This window comes from Pseudomonas sp. R-28-1W-6, assembly GCF_009799925.1.
Lineage (GTDB): Bacteria > Pseudomonadota > Gammaproteobacteria > Pseudomonadales > Pseudomonadaceae > Aquipseudomonas.
Window position 1 is genome coordinate 41,384 of the sequence record NZ_WELK01000003.1, and the last position, 14,551, is coordinate 55,934.

13 protein-coding genes are annotated in these 14,551 nt (G+C 69.3%); 5 read left to right on the forward strand and 8 right to left on the reverse strand.

All coding sequences use genetic code 11. The annotated features are described in order from the left end of the window. Positions 1 to 5: 5 nt before the first annotated feature. Complete coding sequence (locus F3I62_RS07850) at positions 6 to 1,154, reverse strand: efflux RND transporter periplasmic adaptor subunit (protein WP_160489090.1); 1,149 nt, start codon at positions 1,152 to 1,154, stop codon at positions 6 to 8. Positions 1,155 to 1,269: 115 nt separating this feature from the next. After that, positions 1,270 to 1,470, reverse strand: coding sequence for a heavy-metal-associated domain-containing protein (locus F3I62_RS07855; RefSeq protein WP_160489091.1), 201 nt, complete (start codon positions 1,468 to 1,470; stop codon positions 1,270 to 1,272). A 281-nt stretch (positions 1,471 to 1,751) separates the two neighbouring features. Between F3I62_RS07855 and F3I62_RS07860 the strand changes: the two genes are divergently transcribed. The 3 genes from F3I62_RS07860 to cueR all read left to right on the forward strand — a co-directional run bounded on the left by F3I62_RS07860 (position 1,752) and on the right by cueR (position 4,996). Continuing rightward, entirely contained in the window at positions 1,752 to 2,135 is a 384-nt protein-coding gene (locus F3I62_RS07860; RefSeq protein WP_256667697.1) for a hypothetical protein, read from the forward strand. A 66-nt stretch (positions 2,136 to 2,201) separates the two neighbouring features. After that, positions 2,202 to 4,595 (forward strand): heavy metal translocating P-type ATPase, encoded by a 2,394-nt coding sequence (locus F3I62_RS07865; RefSeq protein ID WP_160489092.1) that lies wholly within the window; start codon positions 2,202 to 2,204, stop codon positions 4,593 to 4,595. Further along, positions 4,592 to 4,996, forward strand: a complete 405-nt coding sequence (gene cueR / locus F3I62_RS07870; protein WP_160489093.1) for a Cu(I)-responsive transcriptional regulator — start codon at positions 4,592 to 4,594, stop codon at positions 4,994 to 4,996. Before F3I62_RS07865 ends, cueR begins: the two co-directional genes overlap by 4 nt. A gap of 9 nt (positions 4,997 to 5,005) precedes the next feature. Here cueR and bfr read toward each other — a convergent pair whose 3' ends face one another. From bfr to F3I62_RS07890, 4 genes are all read right to left on the reverse strand, one after another. Then, positions 5,006 to 5,470, reverse strand: a complete 465-nt coding sequence (bfr, locus tag F3I62_RS07875; RefSeq protein WP_160081917.1) for a bacterioferritin — start codon at positions 5,468 to 5,470, stop codon at positions 5,006 to 5,008. 145 nt (positions 5,471 to 5,615) lie between these two features. Beyond that, positions 5,616 to 6,515: an EamA family transporter gene (locus F3I62_RS07880; protein WP_160489094.1), complete on the reverse strand. Its 900-nt coding sequence runs from the start codon at positions 6,513 to 6,515 to the stop codon at positions 5,616 to 5,618. A gap of 212 nt (positions 6,516 to 6,727) precedes the next feature. Further along, a complete protein-coding gene (locus F3I62_RS07885) occupies positions 6,728 to 7,615 on the reverse strand; it encodes a PA4780 family RIO1-like protein kinase (RefSeq protein ID WP_160489095.1) in 888 nt (295 codons plus the stop codon). 77 nt (positions 7,616 to 7,692) lie between these two features. Further along, positions 7,693 to 8,580, reverse strand: a complete 888-nt coding sequence (locus tag F3I62_RS07890) for a LysR family transcriptional regulator (RefSeq protein WP_160489096.1) — start codon at positions 8,578 to 8,580, stop codon at positions 7,693 to 7,695. Between the two features lie 99 nt (positions 8,581 to 8,679). Here F3I62_RS07890 and F3I62_RS07895 point away from each other — a divergent pair, with 99 nt between their 5' ends. Next, complete coding sequence (locus tag F3I62_RS07895; protein ID WP_160489097.1) at positions 8,680 to 9,321, forward strand: NAD(P)-dependent oxidoreductase; 642 nt, start codon at positions 8,680 to 8,682, stop codon at positions 9,319 to 9,321. Between the two features lie 99 nt (positions 9,322 to 9,420). Next, positions 9,421 to 9,705 (forward strand): DUF2218 domain-containing protein, encoded by a 285-nt coding sequence (locus tag F3I62_RS07900; RefSeq protein ID WP_160489098.1) that lies wholly within the window; start codon positions 9,421 to 9,423, stop codon positions 9,703 to 9,705. 48 nt (positions 9,706 to 9,753) lie between these two features. Here F3I62_RS07900 and F3I62_RS07905 read toward each other — a convergent pair whose 3' ends face one another. Together F3I62_RS07905 and F3I62_RS07910 are read right to left on the reverse strand one after the other, a co-directional pair. Next, positions 9,754 to 10,938, reverse strand: a complete 1,185-nt coding sequence (locus F3I62_RS07905) for a two-component system response regulator (RefSeq protein WP_160489099.1) — start codon at positions 10,936 to 10,938, stop codon at positions 9,754 to 9,756. A 13-nt stretch (positions 10,939 to 10,951) separates the two neighbouring features. Beyond that, positions 10,952 to 14,461, reverse strand: coding sequence for a response regulator (locus tag F3I62_RS07910; RefSeq protein WP_160489100.1), 3,510 nt, complete (start codon positions 14,459 to 14,461; stop codon positions 10,952 to 10,954). Positions 14,462 to 14,551: the final 90 nt, after the last annotated feature.

Consider the following 14,551-nt stretch of genomic DNA (forward strand, 5'->3'; position numbering starts at 1 on the left):
CTCCCTTATGGCTGCTGAGTCGGCAGCGCATCCACGATCTGCACCGGCTGTTTCGGCCGCACGCGAATCAGGCCGTCGACGATGACCCGCTCACCTTCCTTGAGGCCCGAGCGAATTACCCAGCGCCCCTGGTTGATCACGTCGGTATCCACCGGGCGCAGCTGGGCCAGGCCCTGCTCATCGACCACATACACGAAGTTGCCGGCCGGGCTCTGGGCCAGGGCCTTTTCCGGCACGGTGATGGACTTGGGCCGGATCATCCCGGAGATGCGAATGCGCACGAACTGGCCAGGCAGCAGGGCCTGTTCGGCGTTGGGCACGATGGCACGGGCACTGACGGTACCGGTGCCCTTGTCCACCAGGCTGTCGGTGAAGTCGACCTTGCCCTTCTGCGCATACAGGGTGCCATCGCCGAAGATGATCTCGGCGGTCAGCTGGTTGCCCGCCGGCAGGCGCACTTCGCCACTTTGCACCGCCTCGCGCAGACGTGCTGCCTCGCGGTCGGCATAGGCATAGTTGACGTAGATCGGGTCGAGCTGGGTGATCTGGGTCAGCAGGCTGGAATTGGGATCATTGGCGACGATCAGGCTGCCTTCGGACACCGCTTCCTTGCTGGTGATGCCGGAGATCGGCGCTTCCACCGTGGTGTAGTCGAGATCGATCTGCTTGGACTGCACCTCGGCCTTGGCCGCCTCGATATTGGCCTTGCTCTGCTCGAAGTTGGAGATGGCGTTATCCAGCTCGCTTTCGCTGGCAAAGCCCTTTGCCTGGAGTTCGCGAATACGCCGCAGGTCGCGCTCGGTCTGCCGGTAGCGTGCCTGCTCCTGGGCCAGGGCGCCCTTGGCACGGGCCAGGGCGGCCTGATAGGTGCGCGGATCGATGCTGAACAGCACCTGCCCCTGCTTCACCTGGGAGCCTTCCTGATAACTGCGCTGCTGCAGGATGCCGCTGACCTGGGCACGCACCTGCACCTCGCGATAACCGGCGGTACGCCCCGGGTACTCCAGGTAGAAGGCCAGATCTTCCAGCTTGGCTTGCTCGACCAGCACCTGCGCCGGTGGTGGCGTGGCAGCGGTCTGATTGGCTTGGACAGAAGAACAGGTGAAGGCGGCCAGAACGGCCATGACGAAGGGCAAACCACGATCCAGCGGCATACAAGAGGTCTCCTGCCAGCAATCGGTACCGCCCTGAGAACTCGGCACCGAATATTTCAGTATATTTCTTGCTAGCACTGTAGCCGCAAACACCTCGGCACCGCCACCGCGCCCCTCAACTCGGGCAATCCACCGCATAACCCTCCGCGGCGATCAGCGCGGCAATTTCCTGCACACTCAATACGCTGTCGACCCGTACCTGCGCCTTGGCCAGATCGACCTCTACCACGGCAGAGGCATCCTCCGCGCGCAGCACCTGGGTGATGGCCCGCACGCAATGCGCGCAGCTCATGCCTTGAACCTGAAATACCTGCATGTCGCAACTCCTTTATCAAATCAAGCCCTAGTGGCCTGTTTGGCTAATTCAAATACTCAATTTCGGCGCCAGAATTCGCCATACGGCGTTGCCGCTCCTCACCGTAGCCCTGCTACGACTCGTCGCGGCGCCTTGCATGGCAAACCCTGGCACTCGAACTTGAATGCACGGATTAGCCGCACAGGCCACTAGCCTGCAGCTTGCCACCGTGGCAAGGTCAAGCAATGGCAGTCCAGGCCGATACTGACCGATTGAGTCCCCCAGATTTCGCGGAGCCCCCCATGCGCCTGCCCCCCGCCCTTGTGCTGTGTTGCGCCAGCCTGTTCAGTTCCTGGCTTGGCGCCGCCGAGCTGTCGCCGAGCCCCGCTTACTACGGCGTGCTGATCGTGGCCCGCGACCGCCTGGAAATCGCCACCACCTGCGATGTCAGCGTCTACCTGCAGGACCACCTGGCCGCTCGTTTGTATCAGGGCCAGTCGGCGTCCTTCAACCTGCCGCCCGGCGAAGTCGGCATCCGCCTGGGTTACATGGGCGGGCTGGGCTGCGAGCCGAGCTTCGAGCAGATCCGCAGCACCCGCGTGCAGATCCAGGCCGGCGTGGTGCAGCAATACCGCATCGCCCTGGATGGCGGCAGCCTGACCCTGCTGCCGGTGCCCATGCAGTAATCCACCGCTTGACCTTGCCACGGGGTTAAGGTTGATCCTTCAGGCACTCGCCTTCAGGAGATAGCCATGACCAACACCGCCCCCCTGACCCGCTTCGACCTGCCGATCGCCGGCATGACCTGCGCCAGTTGCGCCGGGCGCATCGAGCGAGCCCTCGGCAAACTGCCGGGCGTACACCAAGCCAGCGTCAACCTGGCCATCGAGCGGGCCCAGGTCGAGGCGCCGGCGGGCAGCCTGCCCGGGCTGATCGAGGCGGTGCAGCAGGCCGGCTACTCGGTGCCGGTGCAGACCCTCGAACTGAGCCTGGGCGGCATGACCTGCGCCAGCTGCGCCGCACGCATCGAGCGGGCCCTGGGCAAGGTCGCCGGGGTGCGTGCGGTCAGCGTCAACCTGGCCAGCGAGCGGGCCCGCATCGAACTGCTGCAGGGCACCGCCGTCGCCAGCCTGATTGCCGCGGTGCAAGCCGCCGGCTACTCGGCGCACCCGCTCGACAGCACGCCGCCGGCCGACCCGCAGGTCGCCCTGCGTCGCGAACGCCTGGCCGTGCTGCTGGCCATGCTGCTGGCCGCCCCGCTGGTGGTGCCGATGCTGGCCGAGTGGTTCGGCCTGCACTGGATGCTGCCGGCCTGGGTGCAGTTCGCCCTGGCCACGCCGGTGCAGTTCATCCTCGGCGCGCGCTTCTATGGCGCCGCCTGGAAGGCCGTGCGCGCCGGCAGCGGCAACATGGACCTGCTGGTGGCCCTGGGCACCAGCGCCGGCTACGGCCTGAGCCTGTACCTGTGGGCCACGGCGCAGCACCACGTGCCGCACCTGTATTTCGAGGCTTCGGCGGTGGTCATCGCCCTGGTCCTGCTCGGCAAGTACCTGGAAAGCCGCGCCAAGCGCCAGACCAGCGCGGCCATCCGCGCCCTCGAGGCCCTGCGCCCGGAGCGCGCGGTGCGCCTGCGCGACGAGCGCGAGGAAGAAGTGGCGATCAGCCAGCTGCGCCTGGCCGACCTGGTGGTGGTCAAGCCCGGCGAGCGTTTCCCGGTCGACGGCGAGGTCATCGACGGCCACAGCCAGGCCGACGAGGCGCTGATCAGCGGCGAGAGCCTGCCGGTGAGCAAGGCCCCCGGCGACCGGGTCACCGGCGGCGCGATCAATGGCGAGGGGCGCCTCGTGGTGCGCACCACCGCGCTGGGCGGGGAAACCGTGCTGGCGCGCATCATCCGCCTGGTCGAGGACGCCCAGGCGGCCAAGGCACCGATCCAGAAACTGGTGGACCGGGTCAGCGCGGTGTTCGTCCCGGCGGTGCTGCTGATCGCCGCGCTGACCCTGGCCGGCTGGCTGCTGGCCGGCGCCGGGGTGGAGCAGGCGCTGATCAACGCCGTAGCGGTGCTGGTGATCGCCTGCCCCTGCGCCCTCGGCCTGGCCACCCCGGCGGCGATCATGGCCGGCACCGGCGTGGCGGCGCGCCACGGCATCCTGATCAAGGATGCCGAAGCCCTGGAACTGGCGCACAGGGTCGGCGTGGTGGCCTTCGACAAGACCGGCACCCTCACCTCCGGGCAGCCGCATATCGTCCACCTGGCCGCCGTGGCCGGTGACGAAGACCAACTGCTGCGCCTGGCCGGCGCCCTGCAGCAGGGCAGCGAACACCCGCTGGCGCATGCCGTGCTGCAGGCCGCCAGCGCCCGCCAGCTGCGCTTGCCGAGCGTGAGCGGCAGCCAGGCCCTGAGCGGTCGTGGCACCCAGGGCCGGGTGGAGGACCGCCTGCTGGCCCTGGGCAACCAGCGCCTGCTCGAGGAACTGGGCCTGCACGGCCCGCTGCAGGCGACCGCCGCCGAGTGGGAAGCCGAGGGCCGCACCCTGTCCTGGCTGCTGGAATGCGCGCCGCAACCGCGCGTGCTCGGCCTGCTGGCCTTCGGCGACAGCCTCAAGCCGGGGGCCGGCGAGGCGATCGCCGCCCTGCGCGCCCGCGGCATCCACAGCCACCTGATCAGCGGCGACAACGCCGGCAGCGCCAATGCCGTGGGCCGCGCCCTGGGCATCGACCAGGTGCACGCCCAGGTGCTGCCGGCGGACAAGGCCGCGCATATCGCCGCACTCAAGCAGGGCGGCGCGGTGGTGGCGATGGTCGGCGACGGCATCAACGACGCCCCGGCACTGGCCGCCGCCGATGTCGGCATCGCCATGGGCGGCGGCACCGACGTGGCCATGCACGCGGCCGGCATCACCCTGATGCGCGGCGACCCGCGCCTGGTGCCGGCGGCCCTGGAAATCAGCCGGCGCACCTGGCGCAAGATCCAGCAGAACCTGTTCTGGGCCTTCATCTACAACCTGGTGGGCATTCCGCTGGCAGCCGCAGGGTTGCTCAACCCGATGGTCGCCGGCGCGGCCATGGCCCTGTCCAGCGTCAGCGTGGTGAGCAACGCCCTGCTGCTGAAACGCTGGCGGCCGAGCGAGGAGCAACAGCCATGAATATCGGCCAGGCCGCCCGGCAATCCGGGCTCAGCGCCAAGATGATCCGCTACTACGAGTCGATCGGCCTGCTCAGGCCGGCCGGGCGCAGCGACAGTGGCTACCGCCTGTACGGCGAGCAGGACCTGCATGTGCTGGCCTTCATCAAGCGCTCGCGCGACCTGGGCTTCTCCCTGGAGGAAGTCGGCAAGCTGCTGACCCTGTGGCAGGACCGTGGGCGCGCCAGCGCCGACGTGAAGGCCCTGGCGCTGGGCCATATCGACACGCTGAACCGCAAGATCGCCGAGCTGAGCGCCCTGCGCGACACCCTTGGCGAGCTGGTGCAGCACTGCCAGGGCGACCATCGGCCGGATTGCCCGATTCTCAGGGACCTGGAATCGGGCTGCTGCCAGAAAGGATAAGCCGGCGAATCAGGCCTGGGATTGCAGATAGTTCTGCAGGCCCACCCGGTCGATCAGGCCGAGCTGCTGCTCCAGCCAGTAGGCGTGGTCTTCCTCGGTGTCCTTGAGCTGCAGGGCGAGGATGTCGCGGCTGACATAGTCCTGGTGCAGCTCGCACAGGGTGATGCCCTTGCTCAGCGCCTCGCGCACCTCGTATTCCAGCCGGAGGTCGGCGCGCAGCATGTCCGGCACGCTGGCGCCGGGCTGGATGGCCTTGGGCGTCATGTCCGGGGTCGCCTCGAGGAACAGGATGCGCTTGAGCAGGGCATCGGCGTGTTCGGTCTCCTCCTGCATCTCGTGGTTGAGCCGTTCGTAGAGCTTGTCGAAGCCCCAGTCCTGGTACATCCGCGAATGCAGGAAATACTGGTCGCGGGCAGCGAGCTCACCGCGCAACAGGTCTTTCAGGTATTCGATGACTTCAGCCTGGCCTTGCATGGGAGGTGTCCTTGAAAACATGACGGATCAGAGGGACAAGCTTCGACCCCCTTGGCCCAATGGTCAAGAACCCGCCGGCAGCGAAAGACGCCCCGCACGCGCCCTGCGGGACGCACCAACGGCATGGCTGGCGCGGCGATTCAGGTCATGGCTTGGCCGGGTCGACGGGCACCCGAGCACCCCGCCCGAACAACCCGGCCGGCAGCACGGTGATGGCCAGCCCGCCGAACACCAGGGCACAGGCCAGCCAGCCGGCGGCGGTCAGGGCCTCGCCCAGCAGCAGCCAGCCGGCCAGCAGCCCGGACACCGGCACCGCCAGGGCGAACGGGGTGACCTGGCTGGCCGGGTAGCGGCGCAGCAGGAAACTCCAGATGGCGAAGCCCACCGTGGTGGCGAGGAAGGCGATGTACAGCAGCGCGCCGATCCCCGCCCAGCTGGCCTGGCTCAGCGCCGTGGCGATCGCCTGCGGGCCTTCGAACAGATAAGACAGCCCCAGCAGCGGCAACGGCGGCACCAGGCTGACCCAGCAGATCAGGCGCAGCATGTCGGTCGCCCCGGAACGCTTGGTGGCGATATTGGCGCAGGCCCAGGCCAGCGCAGCGGCGACCACCAGGGCGAAGGCCAGCAGGCTGTCGCCCAGCGGCCGCTGGGCGCCGATCAGCAGCAGGCCGCCGGCCGCCAGCAGCAGGCCGAGCAAGGCGCGCCGGCTGGGGCGCTCGCCGAGCAGCACGGCGGCGATCAGCACGGTGAAGAACACCTGGCTCTGCAGCACCAGCGACGACAGCCCGGCCGGCATGCCCAGGTGCATGCCGACGAACAGCAGGCCGAACTTGATCACCCCCAGCAGCAGGCCGATCTGCACGATGCGCCACAGCGGCGCCGGCATCGGGCCGCGCAGGAACAGCAGCGGCAGCGCCGCCAGGGCGAACCGCAGGGCGCAGAACAGCAGCGGCGGGAAGTCCGCCAGGCCGAGCTTGATCACCACGAAGTTGATGCCCCAGATCAGGGTGACCAGCAGGGCCAGGCAGATATGCGACGGGGTCATGGCGGGGCTCCGAAGAAACTCTGCGCACACTAGCAGCTGATCGGCCGGTTTTCCCGGTACAGTTGCCGAGCAACAGCACGCAAAACCGTCGTAGGGTGCGCCGTGCGCACCAATGCCCGCCCGGGGGCCTGGCGGTACGCACGGCGCACCCTACACGGACACACCAGCAAGAAAAACGCCCGCTACTCGGCGGGCGTTTGCATGTGCAGCAATCAGCTGGCCCAGGGCGGCGGTGGCGGCTCGTCGCGCGCCGCATCCTCGGCGTTGCGCAGGGCCTCCAGGCGCGCCTGCTCGGCCAGGGCGGCCTTGATCTCGCGCATCACCGCCTCGACGTCGGCCTCTTCCTCCGGCTCGTCGAACTCGCCGGTCAGCACGCTTTGCGGGGTCAGCTTGCCGGCCTCGAACAGCGCCCACATCTCCTTGGCGTACTTGGTGTAGAGCAGCTCGGGGGCGAACTGGCCGAAGTATTCGGCCATGTTGCGCACATCGCGCTCGAGCATGCTGAAGGCATGGTTGTTCGCCGCGGCGTCCACCGCCTGCGGCAGGTCGATGATCACCGGGCCGTCCGGGCCGAGCAGCACGTTAAACTCGGAAAGGTCGCCATGGACCAGGCCGGCGCACAGCATCTTGACGATCTCGCCTATCATGAAGGCGTGGAGTTCGCGGGCATCTTCGGGCAACAGGTCGACATCGTTGAGGCGCGGCGCGACATCGCCGCCGCCATCGCCAACCAGCTCCATGAGCAGCACGCCGTCCATGTAGTCGAAGGGCGTGGGCACCCGCACACCGGCGGCGGCCAGGCGGAACAGGGCGGCCACTTCGGCGTTCTGCCAGGCCTCTTCCTGCTCCTTGCGGCCGTGCTTGCTGCCCTTGGCCATGGCCCGGGCGTCGCGGCTGTTGCGGGTCTTGCGGCCTTCCTGGTATTCGGCGGCCTGGCGGAAGCCGCGCTTGTTGGCCTCCTTGTAGACCTTGGCGCAGCGCAATTCGCTGCCGCAGCGCACGACATAGACGGCGGCTTCCTTGCCGCTCATCAGCGGGCGGATCACCTCGTCGATCAAACCATCTTCAAGCACGGGTTCCAGGCGTTTCGGGGTCTTCATTGCGCGGGCTTAGGGTCCTGTCGAAAAGGCGGCGTGAAAGCCTGTCGTTATACGGCAATCCGGCGTTTTCGCCCAGATTAGCGAGCCAGCAGGCTACGCCGCAGGGCCTCGATGGCATAGCGTACCTTGGCCGGCTGGGCGTCGCGCCGCGGGGTGACCAGATGAATGCCGAGCGGTGCCGCCTGCCAGGCCGGCAGCAGCGCCAGCAGCTCGCCGCGGGCCAGCAGTTCGCGGATCTCCGGCTCCGGCTGCAGGGACACGCCCATGCCGGCCAGGGTGAACTGGCGCACCGAGAGGATGTTGTTGCACGCCACCCGGCTCTCGATGCGCAGGCGCTGCACCGCGCCGCCCGGGCCATGCAGGGTCACCTGTTGCCAGCGGTCGGTGTTCAGGCTGAGCCAGTCCAGGCCGGGCAACTGTTCCGGCCCCTCGATCGGGCCGCAGCGCGCCAGGTAGGCCGGGGCGGCGCACAGCAGCATGCGCCAGTCGGCCACGTGGCGGGCCACCAGGCTGGAATCCTCCTGCTGACCGACGCGGATGGCCAGGTCGATGCGCTGCTCGATCAGGTCGATCAGCTCGTCGTGGAAGAACAGCCGCAGGCTCAGCTTGGGATGGGCGCGCAGCAGCGGCGCCAGCGCCTCGCTGAGCAGGCGCCCGGGCAGGCCCACCGGCGCGGCGATGCGCAACTCGCCCACCGGCGCATCGCGCAGTTCGGCCAGGCGCTGCTCGGCCTGCTGGGCCAGGGCCAGCACCTGGGCGCAACTCTCGTAGAAACTGGCGCCGGCCTCGCTCAGGGTCAGCTTGCGCGTGGTGCGGTGCAGCAGGCTGACCTGGGTGAGTTCCTCCAGCTTGCGGATCTGCTGGCTGACGGCCGAGGGGGTCATGCCCAGGACCTCGGCGGCCGCGACCATGGAGCCCTTGTCGACCACCGTGGCGAACAGCGCCATGCGCTTGAGCTGTTCCATTATTAAGCCCTGCTTAATTGTCTAAGCCGATTAAGGCGCTTTTTCTCGGCTTTATCCAGCGGTGATTATGCATCTACCCCCACTCACCGAGGATGCCCCATGAAACTCGCCCTGATCGGCGCCACCGGCTATGTCGGCGCGGCCCTGCTCGAAGAAGCCCTCAGCCGCGGCCACCAGGTCACCGCCCTGGTCCGCAACCCGCAGAAGCTGCCGCAGCACCCGCTGCTCACCGCCGTGCAGGCCGACGTGCATGACGTGGCCACGCTGAGCAACCAGCTGCGCGGCCATGATGCCGTGCTCAGCGCCTTCAACCCCGGCTGGGGCAGCGCCGATATCCGCGAGCAGTACATCGCCGGCAGCCAGGCCATCGTCGCCGCCACCAAGGCCGCCGGCGTCGCGCGCCTGCTGGTGGTCGGCGGTGCCGGCAGCCTGTATGTGGCGCCGGGCCTGCAGCTGATCGACACACCAAACTTCCCCGCCGAGTACAAGGAAGGCGCCGAGGGCGCGCGCCAGCTGCTCAACCAGTTGCGCGAAGAACAGCAGCTGCAGTGGACCTTCCTCTCCCCCGCCGCCCTGCTGCAACCGGGGCCGCGCACCGGGCACTTCCGCCTCGGCGGCGAGCAGCTGCTGATGAACGGCGACGCGCCCGCGCAGATCTCGGTGGCCGACCTGGCGGTGGCCCTGCTCGATGAGACCGAGCAGCCGCAGTTCATCCGCCAGCGCTTCACCGTGGCGTATTGAAATGAGCAGAGGCGCGGCCGCCGGGTGCGCCGGCCAACCCCCTGCCCCAACACCCGGAAGCCACAGCCTCAGCCGCCACGAACCGACTCAGGAGAAACCATGAACCCCTGTAAACGCTCCGCCTTTGTCCCCACCCGCAACCCGGCGCGCTACATCGGCCGACTGTGCAGGCACTTCGCCCACAAGCTGCCGGTCAGCTTCGACGAGCTGCAGGGGCGCATCGAGTTCGCCTTCGGCCTCAGCACCCTGCAGGCCGACGACGAGGGCCTGACCCTGCACGTCGAAAGCAACAACCCGGCGGACCTGGAAAAACTCCAGCACGTGGTGGCCAGCCACTTCGAACGTTTCGCCTGGCAGGAGGCGCTGAGCCTGGACTGGCACTGAGCCGCATGGGCCTGGCGCAGAACGGCCCGGCGCAACCACCCCGCCTGTTCAGTCGGCTGGCAGGGTCATCTCGATGCTTTCCCCCAGCGACTCCTCCAGGCGCTGCAGCTCGCAGTGGATCGAGGCCTCATCGTCGGCCAGGCGCCCGGCGATGCCGGCGAAGGCGTCGGCCGCCTCGATGAAGGCCAGTACCACCGAGGGATCGAAGCGCGTGCCGCTGGCCGCGCTGATCTGCCTGAGCGCCTCGGCGTGGCTCACCGACTGCCGGTAGGGATGGCGGCTGGTCAGTTCCTCGTAGCAGCCGACCACGGCCATCAGCCGCGCGGCCAGGGGAATCTGCTCGCCACGCAGGCCTTGCGGGTAGCCGCTGCCGTCCCAGTGCTCGTGCTGGCTGTAGACGATGTCGCGGGCATCGCGCAGGAAGTCGGTGCCGCTGTCCAGCTTCGACTCCGCCGCCAGCAGGGCATCGCGCCCGGCCTCGGCGTGGCGGTGCAGCAGCTGCAGGTCGGCGCCCTGCAGCGGTCCCGGGTTGAGCAGGATGCGATCGGGCAGGATCAGCTTGCCGATGCCATGCAGCAGCGCCGCCTTGCCCAGCCGGGCGATGCGTTCGCCGCCCAGTTCGGCGGCCAGGATCGGCTGCTGGCGGGCCAACGCCGCGGCCAGGGTGGCCATGTAGGGCTCGATCCGCGCCAGGTGCTTGCCGCACGGGTTGTCGCGCATCGCCGCCAGGCTGGCCATGGCCTCGATGGTCACGTCCTGCAGGCGCTGCATGTCGCGGGTGCGCCGGCGCACCTCCAGTTCCAGGTACTCGCTCTTGTCGCGCAGGAAGTCGTTGCTGGCCTTGAGCTGCAGCTGCGCCTGCACGCGGGCGAGGACGATGGGCGGGCTGATCGGCTTGGTGATGTAGTCCACCGCGCCCAGGTCGAAGCCCTGCTGCTCGTCGGCCGACTCGCTCCTGGCGGTGAGGAACACCACCGGGATATCCGCCGTGGCCGGGTCGGCCTTGAGCCGCCGGCAGACTTCATAGCCGTCCAGCTCCGGCATCATGATGTCGAGCAGGATCAGGTCCGGCGGCGGGCTGCCGGCGGCGATGCGCAGGGCCTTGGCGCCGCTGCTGGCGACCTTGACCCGGTAGCGGCCGAGCAGCAGCTCGCTCATCAGTTGCAGATTCTCCGGCGTATCGTCCACCACCAGCACCAGAGGCTGGTCCGGCCGATCGAGCATGTCGTCCATTTGCCGCTCCCCATCAAAGCATCAGTTGCCGCTGCCGGGCGCCATCGCGCAGCAGGGCCAGGGCCTGTTCGAAATCGAAACCGCGCACCGCCGTGGCCAGGGCCCCATAGTCTTCATTAAAGGCGCTGCGCAGCAGTTCGGCATGCTCGTCGAAGACTTTCCCGGCGCGCGGGTCGTCCGCGTCGAACAGCCGCTGCAACTGGCGGCACAGCGCCAGCAGCTGCCCCGGATCGACCGCCACCGCGGCCGCCGGCGCGGCCGGCTGCTGAGCGAGGATGGCCGCGACCAGCTCCGCCAGGCTGCCTTCCAGCTCGGCCAGCAGCCCGTCCACCTCGGCCTGCCGGCCCTCCCCGAGCGCGCGCTCCAGCGCCGCGGCCCGGGCCGCCAGGACGGTGGCGCCGAGGCTGCCGGCCAGGCCCTTGAGGCTGTGCGCCAGGCGCTCGGCATCGGCGCTGGCGCCGGCGGCCAGGGCGGCGCGCAGCCGGGCGGGGAAATCGGCCTGGCTGGCGGCGAACCGGCCGAGCAGGCGCAGGTACGCCGCCGGCTGGCCCAGCACCCGGCGCAGGCCGCTGGCCACATCCACCCCGGGCAGTTGCAGGGTGATGGCCGCCGCCGGCTCGGACGCCGACTCGGGCGTCGACTGCGGCGCCGCGGCCCCCTCGGGCAGCCAGCGGCGCAAGGTCGCCCACAGCTGGTCGGGGTCGATCGGCTTGCCCAGGTGGTCGTTCATCCCGGCCGCCAGGCAGCGCGCGCGGTCGGCGGGCATGGCGTTGGCGGTCATCGCCACGATCGGCAGCGCGGCGAAGCGCGCCTCGCCGCGGATCGCCGCGGTGCAGGCCAGACCGTCCAGTACCGGCATCTGCATGTCCATCAGCACCAGCGCGTAGTGGCCGTCGGCGGCGCCGCGCAGCAGCTCGAGGGCGATGCCGCCATGTTCGGCCTGGTCGATCGCCAGCCCGCTCTCCTGCAACAGGCCGCAGGCCACCTCGCGGTTCAGCTCGTTGTCCTCCACCAGCAGCACGCGCTGGCCGGCGAAGTTCGGCACCTGGGCGCCGACCGGCAGGCGCCCGCCGCCGCTGGTGGGCGCCTCGCCGCCCAGGCTGCGAATCACCGCATCGAACAGCAGCGAGGGATTCAGCGGCTTGAGCAGCACATCCTCGATGCCGGCCCGCTGCGCGCCCAGCAGCACTTCCTCGCGCCCGTGAGCGGTGACCATGAGCAGGTGCGGCGCCGGCTGCAGGCCCAGTTCGAGCAGGCGGCGGGCGGTTTCCAGGCCATCCATGGCGGGCATCTGCCAGTCCAGCAGCACCAGTTCGAACGGCTGCCCCTGCTGCGCCGCCAGCGCCACCTGGCGCAACGCGGCGCGGCCGTCGTCCACCGCCTCGACGCGAAAGTTCATGCTCTCCAGCAGCTCGCGCAACACCTGGCGGGCGCTGGCGTTGTCGTCCACCACCAGCACCCGCCGGCCGCGCAGGTCGGCCTTGGCCAGCAGGCGCTGGCCCTGCTGGCGGGCGATGCCCAGCGGCAGCCGGCACCAGAACAGGCTGCCGCGCCCCGCCTGGCTCTGCACCCCGACGCGGCCGCCCATGGCCTCGGCCAGGCTCTTGCAGATGGCCAGCCCCAGCCCGGTGCCGCCGTACTTGCGGGTGGTCGAGCTGTCGGCCTGCTGGAAGGACTCGAACAGCCGGCCCATCTGTTCCTCCGTCAGGCCGATGCCGGTGTCGCGCACCGCCAGGTACAGTTCGAGGTGTTCGCTGCCCAGGCGTTCGGCGCGCAGGATCACCTCGATCTCGCCGCGCTCGGTGAACTTCACCGCGTTGTTGGCGAAGTTGATCAGGATCTGCCCCAGGCGCAGCGGGTCGCCGACCAGCTGCTGCGGCAGCTCCGGGTCGAGGTTGAACACCAGCTCCAGGCCCTTGCTCGCCACCTTGTCGCCGAGCAGGTTGGCCAGGTTCTCCAGCACCTGCTGCAGGTCGAAGTCGATGCTCTCGATGTTCAGCTTGCCGGCCTCGATCTTGGAGAAGTCGAGGATGTCGTTGATGATCCCCAGCAGGTGCTGGCCGGCCTGCTGGATCTTGCCCAGGTAGTCGCGCTGGCGCGGATTCAGCTCGGTCTTCAGAGCCAGGTGCGACATGCCGATGATGGCGTTCATCGGCGTGCGGATCTCGTGGCTCATGTTGGCCAGGAAGTCCGACTTCAGCCGCGCCGCCTCCTCGGCCAGCTCCTTGGCCTTGGCCAGTTCGGCCTCGGTCTGCTTGCGCACGGTGATGTCGCGGCTGACGCCGACCAGCCCCAGCAGCAGGCCGCGCTCATCGGCGAACGGCGTGCGCAGGGTGTTGAATACCGCGCGCCGGCCATCCGGGTAGAGCGCCCAGCCTTCGCTCTCGTAGGGGCCGGTCCAGTTCAGCGCGGTGAGGTCGTGCTCGGTTCGCGTCGCCGCCCACTCGGGTTCGAGCAGCGCCTCGTCGCGCTGGCCGACGACCGCCTCGCGGCTGTGGCCGAACAGCTCGGCGCAGGCCTGGTTGATGCCCAGGTAGCGGCCCTCGGCATCCTTGAACCAGATCGGGTCGGGGATCGCGTTGATCAGCGCCAGCAGCGTGCTGCGCTGGCGCTGCGCCTCGGCCTCGGCGCGCTGACGCTCGGCGATCTGCACGGCCAGGCGGCGGTTCCACAGCAGGACGAAACCGACCAGCGCCAGCAGGCCGAGCAGGTAGGGCCAGCCGACCTGCAGCAGGCGCCGCCAGTTGAATACGGTGAGCGGCGGCAGCCAGCGCTCCTTGATCGCCTCGCGCTCGGCCTGGCTGACCTGCGCCAGGGCCTGGTCCAGCAGGCCGACCAGTTGCGGCCAGTCGGGGCGCACGGCGAAGCGCAACTCGCTGGTGGACAGCCCGGTCTCGCCGCGCAGCTCCAGGTTGGTCAGGTTCAGCTCGCGGATCAGGTAGCTGGCGACGATCATGTCGCCGACATAGGCATCGGCGCGCCCGGACGACACCGCACGCAGGGCCGCCTCGCTGTCCGCCACTTCCAGCAGGCGCACGTCCGCCACGCGCTGGCGCAGCGCCTGCTGCAGCACGTAGCCACGCTCGATGGCCACCCGCCGCCCGGCCAGGTCGTCGATGCGCTGCACCGCCACCTCGGCGCGGGTGAAGATCAGGCTGCTGCTGGTCAGGTAGGGTTCGCTGAAGGCCAGGTAGGCCGAACGCTCGGGCGTCTTGGCCACCGACGGCAGCAGGTCGACCCGGCCGGCGCGCAGGGCCTTGAGCGCGGCATCCCAGTCGTCCAGCAGCACCGGTTCGAAGCGCAGGCCCAGGCGCTGGCCGAGCAGCTCCAGGTAGTCGCCGCTGAGGCCGGTATGCCGGCCTTGCTTGTCCAGCACATCGAAGGGCGCCCAGCCGGCGCGCTCGATGCCGACGCGGATGCGCGGATGCTCGCGGACCCAGGCCTGCTGTTCCGCGCTGAGCGGCGCCGCAGCCGGCGCGCACAGGGGCAGCAGGCAGAACAACAGCAACCACAGACGCGGCATGGGCATCCTCCTTGCGCATAACGGACTCGCTCAGCTTAGCCAGTGCTTTGAAAGTCAGATGTGCATTGGCAGCACCGGCCGGCGGGCCGA